This window comes from Microcystis sp. LE19-131.1A (assembly GCF_027532015.1).
Lineage (GTDB): Bacteria > Cyanobacteriota > Cyanobacteriia > Cyanobacteriales > Microcystaceae > Microcystis > Microcystis ichthyoblabe_A.
In genome coordinates this window covers 1-21,657 of the sequence record NZ_JAPZSS010000163.1, presented here as the reverse complement: position 1 = coordinate 21,657, position 21,657 = coordinate 1, and the positions used below count along the sequence as shown (strand labels likewise).

The window sequence follows — 21,657 nt, the reverse complement described above, 5'->3', positions numbered from 1 at the left end:
TTCTTAATTAAAGTTTATTGTAAATGGTATTGACAAAAATCAACTATTCTGCATCACCCTTGGACGAGATTATTGCGGGCCTCTTGGGCAACTTGGGCGCTTTTATCGCTGGTTAACTGGGTCAAAACAGCGATCGCATCTTCCCCCCCTAAGCGGCCTAAAGCTTGAGCAAGACGATAGCGCAGTTGCCAGTCATCATCATTAGCCAAGGGAACGAGTAAAGAGACGGCGCGAGGGTCGCCTAGTTCCCCAAAAGCACTAACGGCAGCCGTTTTTACCAATTCATTATCGGAGTTAAGGGCGATTTCGAGCAGTTCAAAGCCCCGGGGTTCCCCCAATTCGCCTAAGGCCGCCACAATGCTAAATTGAATTAACCAGTCGCCGGATTGTTGATAGACAGCCACCAGATCATCGTAGGCTGCCGTTAATTTTAACCCCCCGATCGCATCGGCCGCGGCCGCTTTCACGTCTGCTTCGGGATCATTTAACAAGCGATCGCGTAGAATAGTTAAGGCCAGATCGAGATTCTGACGACCGAGGATATCTAGCTGACTTACCGCCGAATAACGCACCCTAGCGTTACTATCGTTAATTAAAGGCTGTAACATCTCGAAGGCGATTTCTGGGGCTAAATAACGCAGTTGATTAACTCCCGATAAGCGATCGCCATAATCATTGGAATCGAGCAGCCGTTGCACGGATTCGGGGGAATAATTCATAATTTGATGACACCCTTAACAATTGGACTGGTATTAATTGTCCCATGAATAGTTATCGAATCCTGACTATCTTGATCATGTTTAGTTCCCCGGTTTTTTGGGGCTGTAGTCCTCCCTCTCCCCCTAAAAAAGAACCGACGGCTAAGATAATCATTTCTCCTTCTCCCAGTCCGATTATTTCCCCATCAGACATTAATGCCGCTAATCGTTATCGTCAATTGGGATTACAGTATCGTCAACAGGGAGATTTTATCAAAAGTATTGAAGCTTTAAAAAAATCGGTACAGTTAAACCCCAATCATCTAGACGGGAGAGTAATTTTAGGCTGGACACAACACCTAGCTAAACAACCTTTAGCGGCACAAACAACTCTCGAAGAAACGATTAAAATTGCTCCCGATCATGTGGCTGCTTATAATGCTTTGGGTATTGTTTATCTTGTCGGTGGTCATCTTGAAAAAGCCGTAGTCACTCATACTAAAGCCGCTAATTTAAAACCCGATAATGAAATCGCCTACTATAATTTATCCCTCGCCTATCATCGCCTAAAAGATTTTGATTCAGCTATTACTAACGCTGAAAAAGCAGTTAAATTAGAGCCAAATAATCCCCATCCTCTTGTGGCTTTGGCAATGATTTATTTAGATCAAGGTGATAGTAAAAAAGCGCGGGATACCTATAGAAAGGCTAGGGATTTAGACGGTCGTTATCGAGAAAAATGGTTTCTGGCACACCTGAAGGAAGCGGGTTTTAGTCAGGAGCAAATTAAATTAGTCGAAAAGTTACTATCTAGTTAGATTGAAAGTTATTATTTCCCCTTAAGATGCCTGTCGATGTCCCAGTTTTAGGAAAATAGTTTCTAAATCTTCGCGGCAAGTATAAAACTCGCTTAAGGCCAGGCCAGAAACGACTAAAGATTTCAACAATTCGGCACTATCTTCTAGGGTTCCCGTAAATTTAACTCGGAGAGTATTAGTATTAATAATTCTTTGCCAACTTTCCACAAAAACACATTGTTCAAGAGCGGTTTCTAAGGCCTCTAAATTGCCTAGAGTCGTAATCTGCAAGTATTGACCAGCTAGACGTTGATTTAATTCCTCTAAAGAGGTACTTTCCACTAGATAACCTAATTCCATTATACCCACAGAACTACAAAGTTCCGCTAAATCACTAAGGACATGGGAGGAAATTAAAATAGTCATACCTGCCGATTGTAAGACTTTAATAATCTCACGAAATTGTAGGCGAGCGATCGGGTCTAATCCAGAAACCGGTTCATCGAGAAGTAAAATTAAAGGTTCATGGATAATCGTTCGGGCTAAACTTAAACGTTGTTTCATCCCCCGGGATAAAGTAGCGATCAAATTATGACTTTTATTGGTTAATTGTACCAGTTCTAGAACCTCATAAATGCGGCGATGACGTTGGGAGCGAGGGATATGATAAAGACGGGCAAAATAATCCAGATAATTCCAGACATTTAGGTCATCGTAGAGGGGAAAATTATCGGGTAGATAACCTAAATTTCTTTTGAGACGGGGATTACTCTCATCTCTTAAAAGACGTTCTCCGTGCAGATATATTTCTCCCGTTGTCGGTTCTTCCGCTGCCGCTAACATCCTAATTAAAGTGGTTTTTCCCGCTCCATTTGGACCGATTAACCCGTAAACTTCCCCCGCTTCAATCTGTAAATCTACTTGATTAACAGCCCCATGGCGGTCAAATTGTTTGGTTAAACCAACGGTAGCAATGGCTAATTCGGGTGCGTTCATAAAGTTTTTAAGTTAGGTTCTGAGGGTGACTCGCTAACCAAGAATACAGGGTTTATCTCCCATGACTTCCGCTGGTTGTTGTTAAATTGTTTAAGTCTTAATATCTTCTCAATTTTTTGATAATTGACCACTGTTACATTTGGTAAATCGAGGAGTTGATCAAAATTTATCCAGATAACCCACCTCCTATTCTGTATTGATATTATAACATCCTCACACAGAACCTAGAAGAGCCGCCTTATCTTCTGAGTATTCACAATTGATCGGTAAATACCTTGTATAAGAAGGGTCCAGGCGAAAAAAAGCCAAAAAGTAGCGGAATGTATAGCGCGGCACTACATCTCAGAAAAAACCTCCTACAATGGAGACAAGAATGATCGGAGATTAATAGGGGTGAACGTCATGTTAGTGATTTTAACCGACGAACACATTCTCGATACGGGTTCTGTGTGTCAGGGCTGTCTTTTAGCCAACCAGCAGGGGCAACCCCGGTGGCGAGAGGGTAAACTAGGCTGTGGTCATTCCCTAGGCAAAGGGGGCAGCCAACAGCCCAATCTCTACGAGTGTCAGATGGGCTTTACAATTGCTAATATTGAAGGCTAATCGAACTTACTAAAGGATCAACCTAGAGTTGAATTAGGGGGGTTTTCTTGGGACTCCGAGGAGAGAATCAAGGCTATTGCTCATCCCCCAATTCAGCTTAGATACAATGACAATAATGGCTAAGGGTTTCGTAGCATTGATCGTAGGCTTTTTGGGCTTGGGTTAAAACATCATCGGAAATTTCTATATCTAATTTTCTGGCTTGTTTAATAATTTTACCCGCTCTGATATTCTCGGAAGAATCGCCTAGCCCACGAATGCCAGTAGTGTTTAAAACTCGATATTCTTCAGAAAATCCCGTTTTAGTATCGAGATGACTCTGTAAACTATTAAAGACCAATTGACTTTGGTTTAATAGTTGATCGTGGGTGATAAGTAAACTCTTTTCTTGACTGTTAATTAATCGGGCATAACTTTCTAAGGTGGCTAAACGACCAGTATAATAACCCAGGGCTTGCTGCTCATTGTGATGGGGTTTAATATCTAGAATACTAGCTAAAGTGCGCTTCGGTTCTCGTAGTAAAAATATGGTCTTAACCGCATCAGATTGCAAAAAACTATGATCTAAAAACTTCTCATCGTGAAGAACTTTATCTAAAATATATTTATGATTCATGTTTAAATCTTTCAAACGCCAGTGGAGTCTAAACATTAAAGTTTTAAAATCCTGTTCACTCTCATAAACCAGATGAGTTTCGCCAAAACCGATAATTTCAGGATTAGAATTGAGGATATGGGTCAATAAAGACGAACCCGATCGCATATGGCTAAGAATAAATAAAACCTGATAGGGTTGGGGACGAAAGAGAATTTTATAGGGGTCTTTGGGTATATCAATGCGTGCCTGAAAATACTTATAAGTTAAACGATGGGCTAAACCCTGCCAAGATTGGGGCAAGCGATCGAGGGCTATAGTCATAGGTTAATCAGGAATTGCGTCAACTTGTTGCTAAGATTCCCCTATAATGTATCCCATTTAAGACCCAAACAAAAGTGAGGTTTATACAAAATGAGATTGCCAAGTTGTTAGGGACTTGCATGGGAATAATATCCCAGCCAGAAAATCGCTCTGTAGAAGAACCAGACCAGCCAGATGGCACATTATCAAAGCGCAAGTCCCTAACATCTCGAAGGCTCTCCCCCTACTTAGGGTGATCAGCAAACCTGAGCGATCGGATAAAAAAGGAAGTAGTAATCTCGAATAACAGCAGCGAGTATTGGGGAAAATATTGACGGTGCTATCAGGTCATAAAATCGTGGTGTTAGGAGATAGATAATTTTGCTCGGTCAGTCTTGGAAAGTGGCTTCAGAAGTAGAGTTTATACTTTTGTTTAAGACAAAAAAAAGTACAAATGTCAAGACAAAAGAAGGAATTTATCAAGAAATGAGAGAGTTAGGTTTAAGTCCAGGAACTCAACTATTTTTGAATGATGTCAATATTACAAAAGAGCAGGGATTTGTCCAGTTTAACTTAGCTGGTAAGTGGAAAAAAACCTATGGGGGTTTTCAAACAAAAGAACCTTGGTATATTCTGACAAATTTTGGGTATTTATAGACGGCAATAATTGCCGATTAAAAAAGATTTGATATTGAGGAGATGTTCCGAGATTTTAAGTCGGGAGGCTATAGCTTAGAAGGTTCTCAATTAGCACCGAAATACCTATCAAAGCTGATAATTGTTATAGCTATCGCCTATACAAGTGCCACACTACAAGGTAAAAAAATTAAGAATATGGGAATCCAAAAATATGTCACAAGACCTGAAAAAAGATATAAAGGTCAACGCAGACACAGCAGTTTTTATGTGGGTCAACATTTCTATCATTGGCTCCAGCTACATCAAATGTTCCCAAAAAAATATAGAAGAGCTAATGCAAATTAACCGCTATCGGTTGAAGGATTACATCAAGGGACAAAGAGCTATATCGCGGCTCTTCGGTTTGTGTTATGCAATGGACGGGGGTCATAAGGGATGAAAACCTTATTTAGAAAGGCATTTGGCGATTTTTGTCAATTGTTTTTTATCTAGAGCGAACTCATCAATTAAGTCTCTTGCCAGAGAAGGATTTAGTCAATTTATGCCCCCCTATCGAACCATAACAAGTAACGAAGAGCCAGTAAGTAGTCGTGCAAAATAAATTTCCTAGTGAAGAAAGGCAAGAGGCAAGAGGTGGTTAGATATGTGTAATTAATTTTGCTTAGGTACTTATTGCCGTTAAATAGGCTACAGACTCTCTTCCCTGCAACCTAATAATGGACAAGGTTTTCGCTTCACCTTTTCAGCCTAGCATCTACATTATAAAAGATACCAAATCGGTTCTATAAGCTTTTCATCCAATCACTAATCAACTGGTTAACCTCTGTGGGAATTTCATCGTGGGGACAATGACCGGCAGTTAGATAATATTCTGTGAGAGAAGGATAGTATTGACGGAATTTGGCCCCGCGTTCCCTAGTATTCATCCAAGGGTCCCCCTCACCCCATAACATCAACAGGGGACAACTTAACTTTTGCAGGAGAATATCCACATTTTCCCCCCGGGGAGATTTAAACACAGAAGCAAAAACTTTGGCTGCTCCCGCATCCAGGGAAGGACGACGGATATCTTCTATTAACTGCTCGGTAATGGCACTGCGATCGAGATATACTTTCTCTAGGGTTTTACGGATAGTTTTGGGTTGACGGGTATAGAGAAATAAGAGATAACTAGCCCAGGGTTGCAGCAAGACTGATCGCAGTAGTTTTTGTGCTAAATTAGGCTGACGATTGCTTTCTGTATCGCTAAAGGGACCAGCACTATTGAGGAGAATTAATCCCCGAACATTCTCGGAATGATTAGCAGCTACACAGAGAGAAGCGTAACCCCCCAGAGAATTACCCGCTAAAACCGTCGGTTGGCCCACAACTTCCTTGATAAAATCGTTTAATTGTTGCTGCCAAAGATTGCCACTATAGACAAGATCCGGTTTAGCTGATCTACCAAATCCTAACAGATCGATCGCCCATACTTCCCATTCTGAGGCCAAACCTTGCACATTTTTTCGCCAATGGTCGGTGGAAGCGCCAAAACCGTGGACTAATAGTAAAGGGGGTTTTCCTGCGACTCTAGTACCCGCTTGCATATAGTGTATCGAATGTCCTTGCCATTGCCAATTTTGCCTGATTGTCAGAGCAGCTGTATTCATCTGGTGTTTTGTTAAGTAATGTTAATAATGCTTAGTCTAACCGATTGAGAAACTGGAGACAAAGCTAGAGATTTTTAGCCAAACCCCTTGACTGAAAACGAAACTTGACATATACTTATATATATAATGGGAATCCGTGCCTGCCTGCAAACCCTTCATTTTTGGGCAAATAACCCTAAAAAACACTCTCAAAAAAATCTTGAGCGGGATTAATCTCCTAGTATGGGTGGCTAACCCTAGATAATTACTCCTGAATCATTAGGACAGTTTTTTTCCTAATTCTGATATAACAGCTATGAAGATTTTGATGATTTTACAGGGATTAATCGACAAAAATCCCTTAACTGAGGCGGATCTAGAAGAATTACTAGCGATCGAATCCTTAAATTTTCAGAAGACTAACCCTCTCATCCTACAGGAAAGGGCAGAACTATTAACGATTCTCTGGCCGCGAGTCTGGCAAAAATGTCAGGAGTTAGGGATAAATCAGCCAAATCAGATTTTGATCAGCTGTTGGCGCTTCTGGATTCCCTGGGCGCTAGAGCTACGCAGCCACGCAAAACCGTTGATTCAAGGCATTTTGGCTCCCCAAGGCACGGGAAAGACCACCCTAACATCTATAATGTCGATTATTTTAGCCTATTTTGATTTAAAAGTAAATAATCTCTCTTTAGATGATATTTATAAGACCTATAATGAGCGAATAAAATTGCGTCAAAAGGATGAAAGATTGCGCTGGCGTGGTCCACCGGGTACTCATGATATAGCATTAGGAATTAAAGTTTTAGAACAGGTTTGTCAGCAAGAAAGTCCGATTTTAATCCCGCGTTTTGACAAGTCCCTGCATCGAGGACAAGGAGATAGAATTGCACCGGAACAAGTGGAACGAGTTGATATTCTTTTTTTCGAGGGTTGGTTTGTGGGCATGAATCCAGTAGAAGAAACAGTCTTTGATCATGCCCCCGATCCGATTAATAGCGAGGAAGACCGACAATTCGCCAGGGATAATAATCAAAGATTGCGAGAATATCTACCCCTGTGGTCAAAAATCGATCGCTTACTGATTCTTTATCCCCTTGACTACCGTTACAGTTTACAATGGCGACAGGCGGCCGAAACAAAAGGAGGTATGAACCCATCAGAAATCGAGGAATTTGTCAAGTATTTTTGGAAAAGTTTACATCCGCAATTATTTCTGCCACCCCTGCTCAAACAAGCGCATCTAGTGGTAGAAATTAATCAGGATCATAGTCTGGGAAAAATCAGTTATCAGTGAGTAGTAGGCAAGGGGCAAGAGGCAAGAGGCAAAAGAAAGAATCTGGCAATTCTCCTACCCAAAAAGAAGGTTAGAAACTAAGTCCATAAAATCTTCTAGCTTAACAAATTAGGTTTTAGATTCCGTCGAGTTAAAAGAAAGCTCCGAACTTGTCACTTAACACTATTGACTGAAAACTCACATCTGGTAACTGATAACTGATAACTGATAACTGATAACTGATAACTGATAAAGCTTATGATTGAAGTGGAACATCTGAGTAAAATTTATGGTTCGACCACGGCAATTAGTGACGTGGATTTTACCGTAGAAAAAGGAGAAATACTCGGTTTCTTGGGACCGAATGGAGCGGGAAAAACCACAACTATGAGGATTTTATCTGGGTATATTCCTGCCACGACAGGAACAGCAAGGATAGCAGGATACGACGTGCATCAACAATCCTTAGAAGTGCGTCGTCGCATTGGTTATCTTCCTGAAAATCCCCCCTTGTATCCAGAGATGACCGTGGAAGGTTTTCTTGATTTTGTGGCACGGATTAAAGGCATCTCATCGGGGGATAGAAAAGCGCGGGTAGATTTAGTTTTAGGCAAATGTCAGTTACTAGAAAAAAGAAAAGTTATTATCCGCAAGTTATCCAAAGGTTATAAACAGCGTGTGGGAATTGCCCAAGCGATTGTACACGATCCACCGGTAATTATTTTAGATGAACCGACAGTAGGATTGGATCCGAAACAGATTATCGAGGTAAGAAATCTGATTAAAAGTTTAGCGGGAGAACATACAATTATTCTCTCCACTCATATTTTACCAGAAGTGAGTATTACCTGCGATCGAGCGACAATTATTAATCGGGGTCGCATCGTAGCCAATAATATTACTACCGCTACCCCAGCTAGTTCCAGTTATGAAATTGAGATCGAAGGTGATAGGGATTCCCTGTTAGAAATCCTGCAACAAATGCCGCAAGTCGAGCAAGCAGCAAAAGTCAGCGATAACCTGCTCAAAATTGTTGGTCAAGCGGGAACAAACCTAGGGGCAGAACTTGCTAGAATAGTTGTCAACAATGGTTATAACCTATTAGAAATGCGTCGCACGCGTAAAACCCTAGAAGACATCTTTCTGGAAGTAATCGGCAGCGGGGAAAGTAATCACCAAGAGGAGAGGCATGATCAATAATATCTGGGCGATTTTTCGCAAGGAATTTCAAAGCTATTTTACCGCCGCCAATGCCTATATCATTATGGGGATATTTTGGTTAGTGGCGGGATTTTTCTTTAACTCCCTTCTCTACGGCATTATTCTCGATATTGGTATTCAGGAACAATCGGGATTTCTAGTAGCCAGAGATACGGTATCTGAATTTCTGACCACTTTCATCGGCATTATCTTATCCTCTTTATTGTTGGTAATTTTGCCAGCCCTGTCTATGGGATTATACGCAGAGGAAAAAAAACAGGGAACCCTAGAACTTTTAGCCACTTCCCCCCTGACTAATTGGAGTATAGCCATCGGTAAATTATTGGGAGTGCTGGCCTTTTTTACCGTGATGATTACCCCCCTCTGGATTTACGAAATAGTAGTTTTTAGTAGCGCAGTTCCCCCGGTGAATATAGCCAGTGTTTTAATGGCTCATCTAGGATTAATTTTACTGGCAGCGGCCATCCTAGCCATCGGGATGTTTATATCTTCCCTCACCAATAGTTCTATTCTTGCTTACATCATCACCTTTATCACCATCTTATTTATCTGGATACTGGATGTAATTGCTAACAATGCCGAAACCTTCTTTCGAGATCGCATTGGAGGAGAAGTGGGAGAACAGATCGGATTTTTCTTGAAAGAATTGCTCTCCCATCTATCTTGGTATCAACCCTTTAACAATTTCGTGCGGGGAATTTTTGACAGTAGTAGTTTAGTCATCCTCCTCAGTTATATTCTGCTGGGAATCTTCCTAACTACTCAAGCGATCGAAGCGGACCGTTATCAAAGAAACTAACTATGAGATCCTGGCAAAAATACGGTAAATTTCTCTATATACCCGCCCTCTTTCTGGCTAGTGCCGGCTTAACCGTGGGGTTAATCTCCGGTCAATGGTCATCCCTCTCTCTGGGGTTATTAATTGCCGGGGCTATTCTGTTTCTAGGGTGGCTGTTGTTATTAGTAATCACTTCCAAAGACTTTTGGCAAAAAAGAAGTACCCGCACTGGCACTCAAACCCTCATTACTACTATTATTTTCCTCGGTGTTATCGGTTTAATTAACTTTCTCGCCCTCCGTTATCCCTATCGAGTTGATTTAACCGAAAACCAAATCTTTAGTTTATCCCCCCAAACCGAAAGACTATTAACCAATCTGTCAAAACCAATCAAAGTCTGGATTTTTTCAACCCGGGGAATCAGTGGCAACGAACAGGAACTTTTAGCCAATTATCAACGCAAAAATCCCCAATTTCAGTACGAGATAGTTAACCCGGAGAAAAAACCCAATATCGCTCAGGAATTCAAAAAACTAGCCGATGATAATTTGTCCAGAGTCTATCTACAGTATGGTGACAAAAAACAGCCTCTGAAAACTATTAGTGAAGAGGAAAGTCTCACGGAAGCGAAACTGAGTAACGCCATCGAAACCGCTAAAACCGATCGCACTTTAACCGCTTACTTTCTGCAAGGTCATGGAGAAAATGCCATCAAAGAGCCTCAAGGTGGATTAGTGCAAACAGTCAATAGTTTAGAAGCAAAAGGTTATCAAGTAAAACCACTTAATCTAGTGGAACGTTCCACCATTCCCAATAATGCCGATGTCATTATTATTGCCAGTCCCAAAAGAAAAATATTTCCCCAGGAAGTCACCGCGTTAAAAAACTATCTTGAGCAAGGGGGCAAAATTTTATTAATGATTGACCCCCAAACCGAAACCGGATTAGAACCCTTATTAACCTCTTGGGGTGTGAAACTAGATAATCGGATTATTATTGATGCTTCTGGTGCCGGGGAAATCATTGGTTTAGGTCCGGCTAGTCCCATTATTACCAATTACGGCAATCATCCGATTACTCGCGATTTTGCTAACGGTATTTCTATCTTTCCCTTTGCTCGTCCCATCGCTACCGTTCCCATCGAAGGAATTGAAGCCGTATCTTTAATGATTACTAATGATAAAATGTGGGCTGAGAGTGATTTAAATGATCAGAATCTCCAGTTTAACCCTGAAAAAGATTTAGCTGGCCCCTTTGATCTAGGAGTTGCTCTGACTGGAAAAAAAGGTAAATTAATCGTGATTGGTAATGCCAGCTTTGCCAGCGATGGACTGTTTGAACAACAGTTAAACGGAGATATATTTTTAAATTCTGTGCAGTGGTTAGCCAGTGGTGAAACAGCCACCTTATCTATCCGAGCTAAGGAACCAGAAAATAGAAGAATCAATTTAAATCCCCTGCAAGCTAACGCTATTTTTTGGATAGCGATGGTAGTAATGCCTTTAGTAGGATTTACCCTAGCTGGATTGACTTGGTGGCAACGTCGTTAATCGAGTTAGAATCTAGAAAAATCATCTCTCTTATTTACCCTAACTGCCATGACCACAACCCAAACTATCCCCCAATTGTTGACTTTTGATGACTATATTAATCAATATCCCGATGATGGACAACAATACGAATTAATCGCAGGAAAATTATTGGCTATGATGCGACCGATCGGAAAACACGAAGAAATTGGCGGTTTTATGACCATCGAGTTAGGATTGGAGATTAGAAGACGGCAATTGCCCTATTTTATCCCCAATACTGCCGCAGTAAAACCCCTTCGCCCCCATACAGGTTATCTACCCGATATTATTGTCTTAGACAGAGAAAATCTAGTTAACGATCCCTATTGGGAAACCGCTTCCTCAATTTCTCTGGCAACATCAGCTAAATTAATTATTGAAATTGTCAGTTCCAATTGGCGAGATGATTATCTGAAAAAATTCGACGACTACGAACAATTAGGAATTGCCGAATATTGGATTATCGATTATTTAGCCAAAGGTTCGGCCCGATATATCGGCAGCCCCAAAGAACCCACCATTTCTATCTATCAATTAATCGATGGAGAATATCAAGGTAATTTATTTAAACAGGATCAACGTCTTATTTCAGGGGTTTTTCCAGAGTTAAACCTCACGGCTAATCAAATTTTTCGTGCTAGAGCTTAAAGAAAAACCCGTATTTTTAGATTGGACTTATGGCAAAAATCAAAAATTGTCCTGAGAGTAAGGAGTCAGGAGCTTATAATAGAAAACAACTCAAGAGCGGAGAAATCAATTAATGTTTGCCACAATAGAAGATAAACAAGCTCTTTCCCTCGAAGTATTTCTTGCCCTTCCAGAAACTAAGCCTGCTAGGGAATATTATCATGGAATTGTCACTCAAAAACCTATGCCCAAAGGAAAACACAGCATCTTACAATTTGAGTTAGCCTCTGCCATTAATCAACAGACTAAACCTCAAAAATTAGCTTATGCTCTACCTGAATTGCGTTGTACTTTTGCAGAACGTTCAATTGTGCCAGATATTGCGGTGATTCGTTGGGAGAATTTGCCAAGAGATATAGATTAAGAAATGGCCGATCAATTTTTACGTTATCCCGATTGGATTATTGAAATTATGTCTCCTGAACAATCTGTTACCTTAGGGATGGAAAAGATTATTTTCTGTTTACAACAAGGAACAGAATTAGGTTGGTTGATTGATCCTTCAGCAAAGTCAGTCACCGTTTTTCAAACAGGATTACCGAAAGTACATATTGCAACTGAAGGAAATAATGAGCCTTTAGCAGTGATTAAAGGTTTAGAACGTTGGTCAATATCAGCAGTGGATATTTTTGCTTGGCTAAAGGTTTAATTTGTTCTGTCAGCATCGTTTGGTTTATCAGTTTATTCCAGAAGAGTAAAGTTGTCAAAGTTATAGGGATGTGGACTTATTTTTTAATTATTTTATACTGGTAGCATTAATGATTGATTTGGATTGTAAAAATTAGGAACATGAAAAGCTTGTGGTATAAGACTTTTGCCTTCCGCAAAGCGGTATAAATACCCTCAAGATAACATAAAAATATGATATAAATGCCCCTACTCAATTGACTGAATAAAGGGGCATTTATGGTATTTTAGAAACAATTTAGCCCACTTTTGTGGTTTCTTTTTCGGTGGATTGGGAGGGTTTTAGTTTGCGTTTCAGGGTTGAAGCTGCACCGAGAGCGAGGAGGCTGAGGGTTGAGGTGGGTTCGGGAACTGGTTGGACACCCAAAAGTTCGCCATCAAAAGTAACTTCGCTGGCAAAGACCCAGGCAGTGCGCCGATTTAGAGTAAGTTGTAGGGAACTACCACTAAAATTTAATCCTGAAAAAGTATAGGATGTTGGCGCTGCAGTAGGAGGATCAGTAAGAGATCCCGAATTATAATTAGAGCCACCCATACTTAATAATATACTTTGCGGTACGGAAACAGCACCAAAACCATTTGCGTCATCCACATATACAGTAACTGTGTTTATATTTACTGTGCCAGCAAAGTTAAAAGTAATGACAGGATTCCGGTTTTCCCAACCAACATAAGGTCCTGTACCGTCTGCAACTTCTACATCATTCCAGTTTTGTGTAGGAATTATGCCATCAGTTAGATATCCAACTCCTCCACTGAGAGGAGCATAATTTACCGACGTGTTTCCAGTACCATTATATTTCTTGTCCCAGTATTTAGAGCCGCCTCCATTGGCTCTCTTAGGTTTGGTGGGTAAAATGTATTCTAAGATACAGTCCTGCGGGCGAGCGAGTGGAAGGAACCACAGAAACACAGAGGACACAAAGATTGATCGCTTCTATAGTAAGTTAAACTGGTCGCAACGCGCTCGCTACGCGAGATCACACAAAGAATAAGAGAGCCGCACTTTTTGAGGAGAAAAAAGTCTAAAAGCCTTATCCAACTTGGTTTATCTTCAGATATTGATGCTACTGAGAAACTTACCTATGACTAAAAGAGCTTTACTACTAATCAATCGTCACTCGCGCAAGGGTAAAGAAAACTTTGCTCAAACTGTTGATCTGCTCAATCATTGGGATTTTGAAATTATCAGCGTCCCTTTGAAAAAGGTAGAAGATATACCTTTTTTGCTGGAAAAATATCGCTCTAGTATTGATTTAGTTATCGTCGGTGGTGGCGATGGGACTCTTAATGCTATGGCGGATGTGTTGGTAGAAACTCAACTGCCCCTAGGCATTATACCTCTGGGAACGGCTAATGATTTAGCCCGGACTTTAGGGATACCGAATTCTATTGCCGAAGCCTGTCGAATTATTGCCGAAGGTAATTTAAAATATATCGATCTAGGTTGGGTAAATAATAAATACTTTTTCAACGTGGCTAGTTTAGGATTAAGTGTGAAAATTACCCAGAAACTGAGCAAGGGTTTAAAGCGACGTTTGGGAATTTTGGCCTATGCTTGGACAGCCCTACAGGTATTAAGTAAAACCCGTCCTTTTACCGCTATGATCGGTATTGATGGAGAAAATATCAAAGTTAAAACCCTACAAATAGCGATCGGAAATGGTCGTTATTATGGGGGAGGAATGCCGATCGCTTACGATGCCCAAATCGACGATCAAAGGTTAGATTTATATAGCCTAGAAATTGAACACTGGTGGCAAATTTTCCCGCTTTTGTGGACATTACCGCGAGGACAACAGGGTTTATTATCTTGGGTGAGAACTCTTAACGGTAAAGAAATTCAAATTGAGACTCGTAAACCCCATAGTATCAACACCGATGGCGAAATTACTAGCACTACTCCCGCCATATTTCGGGTTATTCCAGCAGCCATAGGGGTCTATATTCCCCGCCAGAAAACACAATCTTAAAATTAACGAAAAGGAGGAGAATACAATAAACCGCCCTTTGTCCAAAGATTATTTAAACCTCGATCGAGTTGCAGGGGTTTACCGATTTCACGATCATAAATTTCACCGTAATTACCCACCTGTTTTAAGACTCTTTGGGCAAAATCATTGGGTAAACCCATATCTTCGCCTAATTTCTCATCAATACCCAAAAAGCGCCGAATACTGGGGTCTTTACTATCGGCAAAAGTGGCAATATTTTGGGAGTTAATCCCGAATTCTTCCCCTTGAATTAAACTAAAAACGATCGAGCGGACGGCATTCGACCAAGCGGGATCACCATCGGCCACGGCCGGGGCCAAGGGTTCCTTCGATATTACCACTTCTAATAATTGATGATCCTGCGGTCGGGGAAAAACCGAGCGCCGGGCCACCAATTGGGAGCGATCGGAGGTGACGGCCTGACAGCGCCCCGCCTGATAAGCTGTATATAAAGCCTCCACATCATCGGAAACGATCGGTTTATAACCTTGCACTGCCGCTTTTGCCATGGCATCGGCCAGATTTTGTTCCGTGGTGGTTCCCGATAGCACACAAAGGGACTTTCCGCTTAAATCTTCTAATTTCTTAATATTACTGGCTTTCGTGGCCATAATTCCTTGACCATCATAGAAAACCGGGGTGATAAACTCCATCCCCAGAGCGGTATCCCGGTTAATCGTCCAGGTGGTGTTGCGACTGAGAATGTCCACTTCTCCCGTCTGTACAGCAGTAAATCTCTCTTGGGGACTAAGTTTACGATATTCGACTTTGGCGGGATCATCAAAGAGAGCCGCCGCGATAGCTCGACAAATTTGCACATCTAAGCCCGAATATTCGCCTTTTTCATTAACAAAGCTAAACCCCGGCACTTCTCCGTTAATGCCACAAATTAACTTACCGCGATTTTTCACCGTTTGCAAGCGGTCAGCACTGGGACTATTTGCAGTGTTAGAACTAGAATTAGGTTGATTTTCCGTCCCACAGGCAGTAATTAGCAGTAACAGCAGGGACAATGCACAAAAACGCCACTTTAGCATAGATATTCTCTGAAAAATTTTTTTAGTCACTTAACTTTAGCGGAAAGACCAGAGCAAGCTTAACATTATAGCCACGATCGCACCGATAACCGTATTGATCACATTGACCAATTCATTAGTTAACCACAGAAAGCGAGTCTGTAGAGTAGCACCGATGAGACTTTCGATATTGGTAGCGATAAAGGCTGCAATTACACACCATAACACACCAAGAAGATCGATCGCACCGATAGTCCATGCTAACAGGGAAATCGCCGTGGCTGCCAGCAAACCGGCGAGCGTTCCTTCCAAACTAACAGCACCTTCTGTTCCCCGGGGGACGGATTTAAAATTAGTGATTAGATAAGTAGTTTTACCGTAAGCTTTACCCACCTCACTGGCAGTAGTATCGGCTAATTTAGTGCTAAAACTAGCCACATAAGCGAGTATTAACAGGTAATCCCAGGGAGAAGCGGCAAAAAGACTGAGGATAGCGCAAATTGCCCCTGCTAAAGCGGAACCCCAGACATTTTCTGGACCGCGTACCCCCGCTCTTTTTTCGGCGATTCCCTCCGCTTCCTTGCGCGCTAAACCGATGCGGGTGACAGTAGAACCGACGAGGAAATAGAATAAAACAATCAGATAACCGCGCCATCCCAAGCTTCCCCAGACAATTACCCCTAAAACCCAAGCATGGAGATAACCCATCCGAGTTAAGAGCTTTTTTGGGGCAATTGCAGCGATTCCGAGGAGGATGGTATTGAGAAGAACAGCGACGAGCCAAGGATTAGTTAACATAGTATCTGGCCAAGTTTATATACCCTATTGTATCGATCGAGTTTATGAAAACTAATCAACCTTATCAACCTCTTTTACTGCGAATTCTGCACGGATTCACGGGAATTGTCCTCATTGCCGCCATGGTTACGGCCTATTGGACCTATGATACTTTTGACGGTCGTTGGTTGAAACTGCCCCTACCAGAATATCAAGAAATTGAAAGTATTCATGGTACTTTTGGCCTCTATACTCTGATTATCTTTCCCGTTTTTGCTATCTATGCTTTTCGTCGCGGCAACAAAAGATTAATTCAAAGTGATTCTCTTAACAAATTAACCCAATTTGGTAAGCCAATTTGGTGGTACAGTCTCCATCGTTTAGTCAATACTTTGATTCTTTTTGCCCTAACTTTTGCCTTGTATAGTGGTCGGATGATGGATTCCAAATGGCTACCAGAAGGGGAATTAAATCACTTTTGGTATTATGCCCATTTGCTCAGTTGGTTAATTATGGTAGTAGGTCTGGTGCTGCACCTGCTCATGACTGCTAAAGTGGGAGGAGTTCCCCTGTTATTGTCTATCCTTAAATGGGGTTTTCGTGAACAAGATAGCCCGAAATTATGGTTATCTCAATTACGTCAATGGGGGTTAGGTTTGCGTCTAGCTAATACTTTGCAGTGGCTACAATCTCTTAACTTATATAAAGTCTTAGAAATTGTTGTTTTATTGGCTATTATAGCGGCTTGGATTGTTCCCAAGTTTGACTAGATCTAAGGGAGCAACTACCAGAGCGGATCGGAGTATAAATGAACGGTTAAAGAATCTCGATCGCCGGGGATACCGGTAATACAACTGCAAATTTGAGTACCATCATCTAATTCTACTTCACAAGCGTGACAGGAACCCATTAAACAGCCAGTAGGAATGTCAATTCCTGCTTTTTTGGCTACATCTAATAATAGTTCTCCCGTTTCCGCTTCTATGATAATATCATCGGGTAAAAAACGCACTGAAATAGTCATAATTTCTCCTTACAAATGAGCAAAAATAGGTTTAAGATTTAAATGTTCTTCCAATAAATTAGCCATATTATCTAGGGTTATTTCTCTTTGTTCACTATAGTTAGCAATTCCCGTAGGCAAAGATAATAAACCGCGACGCTGACGCAGATGATTTAGCCAAGTTCTTCGCCAAGAACCATTATCAAAGATACCATGTAAATAACAACCCCAAATTGAGAGAGAATCACTGACAATTCCTAGACTAGCATCTTCCTCGAACATTTTTTGATAACCTGATTCACTTTCCCATGCGCTTATTCCCTGGTGAATTTCGTATCCTGTTACTGGTAAACCCCCTTGGGGAAAATTAGATAAAACCTGTCGTTGACGGGTAATTTTTTCGGCAGTAATTACCGTTTTTAAGGGCAGTAAATTTAAGCCAGCTGCCTCACTATCGGGACCTTCTCGATGGTCAGGATCGAGGATTAATCGCCCTAACATTTGCAAACCACCACAGATGCCAAAGATAATACCTCCCTTTTGGTGATAGGCTTGTAATTGATTAGCCATACCACTTTGATTAAGAGCAATTAAATCAGTGACAGTGGTTTTAGAACCGGGGATAATTACCCCATCGGGATCACCTAAAGATTCCTGTAATTCTAGATAACGTACATTGACCGTTGCTTCGCCACAGAGAGGGTCAAAATCAGTAAAATTAGCGATATGAGGCAGACGAATGACAATGATATTTAGTTCAGCTTTGGGTTTTTGGGCGGGGCGATCGAGTAAACTGAGAGAATCCTCGGCACTTAAAAAGATATCACTATAGGGAAGAACTCCCAACACGGGAATTTTTGTATAATCTTCTAGCCAAGTAATCCCCGAATCTAAGAGAGATTTTTGTCCGCGAAATTTATTGATCACAATACCTTTAATTAAAGCTCTTTCCTCCGGTTCTAATAATTCTAACGTACCGACGACGTGAGCAAAAGCCCCCCCGCGATCAATATCCACCACTAAAATAGTAGCGGCATCGAGATATTTAGCCACCCGCATATTAGTTAAATCGCGATGTTTGAGATTTATTTCCGCCGGACTTCCCGCACCTTCACAGACAACTAGATCAAATTCTGCCGATAATTTGGCTAAAGATTCTTTAATTGCTTGCCAACCTTGGTCAAAATAATTCTGATAATAATCCACTGCCGTGGTGACACCCACAGCCTTGCCTTTAATAATCACCTGAGAGGTCATATTTCCCTGGGGTTTTAATAAAATTGGGTTCATTTCTACCCGGGGAATTGTCCCCGCGGCCCATGCTTGCACCGCCTGGGCGTGACCCATTTCTCCCCCTCCGGCGGTAACATAGGCATTAAGGGCCATATTCTGACCTTTAAAGGGTGTTACCTGCCAGCCTTTCCGGTTGAATAAACGACATAAAGCGGCAGTTAAAAAAGATTTACCCGCGTGGGAGGTTGTCCCCACTACCATAATTGCTTTCATCTAGTTTTTTTATTGAGTATTTTCAGTTAACTGATAACTGATAACTGATAACTGATAACTGATAACTGATAACTGATAACTGATAACTGACACCCGACAGCATTAAAAAGAAAACCAACGTTGCAGAGTATTTAAAAATCTTTGCCAGAAAGTGGGTTGAGGGAAAAAGTCCCCTTGGGGTTGCCATTTTTCTATTAATTTCCTCCCCAAAGGAGTGAGACGAAAACTATCGGTTATCCCCTGTCCATCTACTTCGCGCCGCAAAATTCCCACTTTAATCAACCAGAGAAGATAGCTTTCCGCTGCCGCTTCCGTCAGCAGTCTGGAAGTATAACCTTTCTCTAAACCCCCAGCACCAGGGATGCTTAAAAGTGATACACTTTGCTCCAGCATAGCGGCGAATAGGGTGACACGGAAAGGAGAACAACAGAGGGCGCGTTCGGCCCTAGTGATGGTAGCATCGGGATAATTGATGGCGGTAACGGTGGCAGTCGATAGGCTCATAGATTCCGATCGTTTAGCTATGGATAAACTCATTGTTACATTAATTCTGCGCCAACCCCTGTCAACCCCAATCACCGATAAAATAGGGATGAAGTGTTAAGTAGCTTGAGTGTTTATGCAGTCTCCCGAACCGTTCGATACTAAATATACCCCAGAGGAAGTGGAAGTGGAAATCGAAACCGACGATTTTCCCCCCGTTGATACCCGGGTTAGTTTCGCTGCCACCCTCGAAAAAGTGAAAACTTGGTACGGCAGCCTGTCCACACCAGCACAGGTAGTCGTGGCAGTGGCGGGGGTTTTTGTGACTTTTTCGATTTTAACGGCGATTTTACGGCTAGTTAGCGCAGTTTTAAGTGCTTTAATCCTTGCCGCTATCGTTTATCTCATCTATCGTTACATCCTCAAACCGAAATTTTAGTCGGCCATGCACATTTTCTGTTCAATGTCAAGAGTTTAATTGATAAAAAAAATTTATGGAAGAAGCGGACACTAGAGATATCTTGGGGGAAAATGTGGCTAAGTTGGGACTGGCCCAGATCCAGCGTCATCTATTTCTCTGCTGCGATCAGACTAAGCCAAAATGTTGTGACAAGGAAGAAGGGTTAGAAGTGTGGGATTATTTAAAGAAGCGGTTAAGTGAATTACAACTCGATCGCCCTAGCACCGACCGTCCGGGCTGTGTTTTTCGCACTAAAGCCAACTGTTTGCGGGTTTGCAGCCAAGGCCCGATTTTATTAGTGTACCCGGAAGGAGTCTGGTATGGAAGGGTCAACAAGGAAGCGATCGAAAGAATTATCCAAGAACACCTAATCGGTAATCAAATCGTCACTGAATATGCTTTCCTTCGCCACGATTTACCGGCAATTTCCCTGAACTGTCCAGAAGAAGAACCCGAAACAATAGAGGAAAACAGCGTTAAAACTAGCTGAAACACAATCAATTACACATATCTAACTACCTTTTGCCTCTTGCCTGTCGATCCTTTGTCCGTCTCCATTCCCCCAACCCTGCAGCCCGGAAAATAGCGATGAAAGAGACCAACAAAGACAACAAACAACTTTTATTAATCGACGATGACCCAAATTTAATACTTTTGGCGAAAGATTATCTAGAGTTTCGTGGTTATAGGGTGACAACCGCAGAAAACGGTCCCGAGGCCCTGGCAATCCTTGAACGCGGGGCAAATGCTGCCAAAGCAAGGGAAATGCCCGATATGATTATCTGTGATCTGATGATGCCGGAAATGGACGGTTATGCCTTCCTCGAAACAATTCGTCGGGACATTCGTTTTAGTGGCCTTCCCGTGATTTTTCTCTCCCCTAAGGATCAAAGTCAGGACAAGGTGACAGGTTTAACCGCCGGGGCCGATTTTTATATGGTCAAACCCTTTGAACCGGAAGAATTAGTGGCCCGGGTGGAGTCTTCCCTCAAACAAGCGGGCCAGTTGCCGAAACGCAGCACCCGCATCCATTCCCCGGATGTCACCCCTGTTCAGGTTCCGGGTAATGTGGAATTAACCCCAACGGAGTTAAAAGTAGTACAATTGGTCGCCCAGGGTCTGGCTAATCGGGAAATCGCCGCAAAACTCAATGTTAGTCAACGGACAATCGAAAGTCATGTGTCGAATATGCTCCATAAAACCGGTCTTCATAATCGCACGGAATTGACCCAGTGGGCGATCGAAAGTAATAAGCTGTTGACTATCTAGAGCTTGCTGAAAAACTTTTTTAGCATACCCGGCTCTTCTGGTTTCTGTGTGGAAACGAAGCCTATACTGATAGTTTCTTCGGCAAAATAGTCGTAAAAGTCTTTCTCCGTCAACATTTCACGATTCCATAAGCAAAAATTATCACACAAAGTCGAGAAGAGCCCATACCCTCAATAGTCAACAGCTTATCAGGGGTTAGGTCAGGTGATTGTCAACTCACCTTTTTTTGGCATTAAAAATCCCTGAGATTGTCCTGGGCTGCTAGTTGCGATCGCTCTTTTTCCATGGACAATTCCGTTTCCAATTCTTGGCTGAGGAAATAGTTGAGGAAAGTTCGGATAATAGCGATGAGGGCGAGTTTTGCCAAGGCTTCTATAGTAGGTGTGACGGTAGTAGCCACGATGTCTCCACCTAACTGAAACTCTAGGGCTAAAGATAGCCAAGTACCGAAACGAATGCGAATTTGATTGAAGGAAAAAGGGGGAAGACTGCGACGGTGACGATGAGACTGCCAAGCTAATTGTAGAGTTTTAATTAGGGTTTGCTGAATAATGGTAAAAACCTTACAGGAAAGGGCTTTTAGCTTGATTGAGAGCTTCCCAAATGCACTTAAATCTGCTAGAATCTCTTAAAACCCTTGCATCACCCTTGCATCACCCTTGCATCTTCT

General features: G+C 41.9%; 24 protein-coding genes and 1 pseudogene. 14 read left to right on the top strand and 11 right to left on the bottom strand.

Going from position 1 to position 21,657, the window contains the following annotated elements; genetic code table 11:
• Positions 1 to 53: 53 nt before the first annotated feature.
• The gene (nblB, locus tag O9323_RS13130) at positions 54 to 719 is read right to left on the bottom strand and encodes a phycobilisome degradation protein NblB (protein WP_002751754.1); all 666 of its coding nucleotides are present in this window, start codon (positions 717 to 719) and stop codon (positions 54 to 56) included.
• Positions 720 to 763: 44 nt separating this feature from the next.
• Here nblB and O9323_RS13125 point away from each other — a divergent pair, with 44 nt between their 5' ends.
• Complete coding sequence (locus tag O9323_RS13125; protein ID WP_024971238.1) at positions 764 to 1,516, top strand: tetratricopeptide repeat protein; 753 nt, start codon at positions 764 to 766, stop codon at positions 1,514 to 1,516.
• Positions 1,517 to 1,537: 21 nt separating this feature from the next.
• Here O9323_RS13125 and O9323_RS13120 read toward each other — a convergent pair whose 3' ends face one another.
• The gene (locus tag O9323_RS13120) at positions 1,538 to 2,491 is read right to left on the bottom strand and encodes an ABC transporter ATP-binding protein (RefSeq protein WP_288125252.1); all 954 of its coding nucleotides are present in this window, start codon (positions 2,489 to 2,491) and stop codon (positions 1,538 to 1,540) included.
• A gap of 402 nt (positions 2,492 to 2,893) precedes the next feature.
• Here O9323_RS13120 and O9323_RS13115 point away from each other — a divergent pair, with 402 nt between their 5' ends.
• The gene (locus O9323_RS13115; protein WP_002735656.1) at positions 2,894 to 3,094 is read left to right on the top strand and encodes a hypothetical protein; all 201 of its coding nucleotides are present in this window, start codon (positions 2,894 to 2,896) and stop codon (positions 3,092 to 3,094) included.
• A 97-nt stretch (positions 3,095 to 3,191) separates the two neighbouring features.
• On the opposite strand, the gene O9323_RS13110 is transcribed toward O9323_RS13115, so the two are convergent.
• The gene (locus O9323_RS13110) at positions 3,192 to 4,013 is read right to left on the bottom strand and encodes a sulfotransferase family protein (RefSeq protein WP_002751757.1); all 822 of its coding nucleotides are present in this window, start codon (positions 4,011 to 4,013) and stop codon (positions 3,192 to 3,194) included.
• Between the two features lie 381 nt (positions 4,014 to 4,394).
• On the opposite strand from O9323_RS13110, the gene O9323_RS13105 reads away from it, so the two are divergent.
• Positions 4,395 to 4,649 carry a hypothetical protein gene (locus O9323_RS13105; RefSeq protein ID WP_288125251.1) on the top strand — a complete coding sequence of 85 codons (255 nt, stop codon included), beginning with the start codon at positions 4,395 to 4,397 and terminating at the stop codon, positions 4,647 to 4,649.
• Between the two features lie 764 nt (positions 4,650 to 5,413).
• Here the strand turns inward: O9323_RS13105 and O9323_RS13100 are convergent.
• Entirely contained in the window at positions 5,414 to 6,280 is an 867-nt protein-coding gene (locus tag O9323_RS13100; RefSeq protein WP_024970375.1) for an alpha/beta fold hydrolase, read from the bottom strand.
• 295 nt (positions 6,281 to 6,575) lie between these two features.
• Between O9323_RS13100 and O9323_RS13095 the strand changes: the two genes are divergently transcribed.
• The 6 genes and pseudogenes from O9323_RS13095 to O9323_RS13070 all read left to right on the top strand — a co-directional run bounded on the left by O9323_RS13095 (position 6,576) and on the right by O9323_RS13070 (position 12,441).
• Positions 6,576 to 7,556: an ABC transporter ATP-binding protein gene (locus O9323_RS13095; protein ID WP_024970376.1), complete on the top strand. Its 981-nt coding sequence runs from the start codon at positions 6,576 to 6,578 to the stop codon at positions 7,554 to 7,556.
• Between the two features lie 237 nt (positions 7,557 to 7,793).
• Positions 7,794 to 8,735 carry an ABC transporter ATP-binding protein gene (locus O9323_RS13090; RefSeq protein WP_024970377.1) on the top strand — a complete coding sequence of 314 codons (942 nt, stop codon included), beginning with the start codon at positions 7,794 to 7,796 and terminating at the stop codon, positions 8,733 to 8,735.
• Positions 8,725 to 9,555, top strand: coding sequence for an ABC transporter permease (locus tag O9323_RS13085; RefSeq protein ID WP_002733321.1), 831 nt, complete (start codon positions 8,725 to 8,727; stop codon positions 9,553 to 9,555). Before O9323_RS13090 ends, O9323_RS13085 begins: the two co-directional genes overlap by 11 nt.
• A gap of 2 nt (positions 9,556 to 9,557) precedes the next feature.
• Positions 9,558 to 11,084: a GldG family protein gene (locus O9323_RS13080; RefSeq protein WP_149107151.1), complete on the top strand. Its 1,527-nt coding sequence runs from the start codon at positions 9,558 to 9,560 to the stop codon at positions 11,082 to 11,084.
• Between the two features lie 48 nt (positions 11,085 to 11,132).
• Positions 11,133 to 11,753, top strand: coding sequence for a Uma2 family endonuclease (locus tag O9323_RS13075; protein WP_002775199.1), 621 nt, complete (start codon positions 11,133 to 11,135; stop codon positions 11,751 to 11,753).
• 112 nt (positions 11,754 to 11,865) lie between these two features.
• A pseudogene (locus O9323_RS13070) lies at positions 11,866 to 12,441 on the top strand (Uma2 family endonuclease).
• 276 nt (positions 12,442 to 12,717) lie between these two features.
• Here the strand turns inward: O9323_RS13070 and O9323_RS13065 are convergent.
• Positions 12,718 to 13,350, bottom strand: coding sequence for a PEP-CTERM sorting domain-containing protein (locus O9323_RS13065; protein WP_223210838.1), 633 nt, complete (start codon positions 13,348 to 13,350; stop codon positions 12,718 to 12,720).
• Between the two features lie 214 nt (positions 13,351 to 13,564).
• Between O9323_RS13065 and O9323_RS13060 the strand changes: the two genes are divergently transcribed.
• Complete coding sequence (locus O9323_RS13060) at positions 13,565 to 14,452, top strand: lipid kinase (RefSeq protein ID WP_002732954.1); 888 nt, start codon at positions 13,565 to 13,567, stop codon at positions 14,450 to 14,452.
• Positions 14,453 to 14,454: 2 nt separating this feature from the next.
• Here the strand turns inward: O9323_RS13060 and O9323_RS13055 are convergent, their stop codons facing one another.
• On the bottom strand, positions 14,455 to 15,510 hold the full coding sequence (locus O9323_RS13055) for an amino acid ABC transporter substrate-binding protein (protein ID WP_002753811.1): 1,056 nt from the start codon (positions 15,508 to 15,510) through the stop codon (positions 14,455 to 14,457).
• A 36-nt stretch (positions 15,511 to 15,546) separates the two neighbouring features.
• Positions 15,547 to 16,287, bottom strand: a complete 741-nt coding sequence (locus tag O9323_RS13050) for a TIGR00297 family protein (RefSeq protein WP_002731915.1) — start codon at positions 16,285 to 16,287, stop codon at positions 15,547 to 15,549.
• A 44-nt stretch (positions 16,288 to 16,331) separates the two neighbouring features.
• Between O9323_RS13050 and O9323_RS13045 the strand changes: the two genes are divergently transcribed.
• Complete coding sequence (locus tag O9323_RS13045) at positions 16,332 to 17,036, top strand: cytochrome b/b6 domain-containing protein (protein WP_069475540.1); 705 nt, start codon at positions 16,332 to 16,334, stop codon at positions 17,034 to 17,036.
• Between the two features lie 14 nt (positions 17,037 to 17,050).
• Here the strand turns inward: O9323_RS13045 and O9323_RS13040 are convergent, their stop codons facing one another.
• The 3 genes from O9323_RS13040 to O9323_RS13030 form a co-directional block, all read right to left on the bottom strand.
• Entirely contained in the window at positions 17,051 to 17,290 is a 240-nt protein-coding gene (locus O9323_RS13040) for a 2Fe-2S iron-sulfur cluster-binding protein (protein WP_002732958.1), read from the bottom strand.
• A gap of 9 nt (positions 17,291 to 17,299) precedes the next feature.
• A complete protein-coding gene (gene cobQ, locus O9323_RS13035; protein ID WP_288125250.1) occupies positions 17,300 to 18,775 on the bottom strand; it encodes a cobyric acid synthase CobQ in 1,476 nt (491 codons plus the stop codon).
• 102 nt (positions 18,776 to 18,877) lie between these two features.
• Positions 18,878 to 19,279 (bottom strand): Npun_F0494 family protein, encoded by a 402-nt coding sequence (locus tag O9323_RS13030; protein ID WP_044034734.1) that lies wholly within the window; start codon positions 19,277 to 19,279, stop codon positions 18,878 to 18,880.
• A gap of 115 nt (positions 19,280 to 19,394) precedes the next feature.
• Between O9323_RS13030 and O9323_RS13025 the strand changes: the two genes are divergently transcribed.
• The 3 genes from O9323_RS13025 to O9323_RS13015 all read left to right on the top strand — a co-directional run bounded on the left by O9323_RS13025 (position 19,395) and on the right by O9323_RS13015 (position 20,987).
• Positions 19,395 to 19,697, top strand: coding sequence for a hypothetical protein (locus tag O9323_RS13025; RefSeq protein WP_002753804.1), 303 nt, complete (start codon positions 19,395 to 19,397; stop codon positions 19,695 to 19,697).
• Positions 19,698 to 19,752: 55 nt separating this feature from the next.
• The gene (locus O9323_RS13020) at positions 19,753 to 20,208 is read left to right on the top strand and encodes a (2Fe-2S) ferredoxin domain-containing protein (RefSeq protein ID WP_149107146.1); all 456 of its coding nucleotides are present in this window, start codon (positions 19,753 to 19,755) and stop codon (positions 20,206 to 20,208) included.
• Positions 20,209 to 20,306: 98 nt separating this feature from the next.
• On the top strand, positions 20,307 to 20,987 hold the full coding sequence (locus O9323_RS13015; protein WP_149107145.1) for a response regulator transcription factor: 681 nt from the start codon (positions 20,307 to 20,309) through the stop codon (positions 20,985 to 20,987).
• A gap of 232 nt (positions 20,988 to 21,219) precedes the next feature.
• Here the strand turns inward: O9323_RS13015 and O9323_RS13010 are convergent, their stop codons facing one another.
• Complete coding sequence (locus tag O9323_RS13010) at positions 21,220 to 21,576, bottom strand: DUF1622 domain-containing protein (protein WP_288125253.1); 357 nt, start codon at positions 21,574 to 21,576, stop codon at positions 21,220 to 21,222.
• Positions 21,577 to 21,657 lie beyond the last annotated feature (81 nt).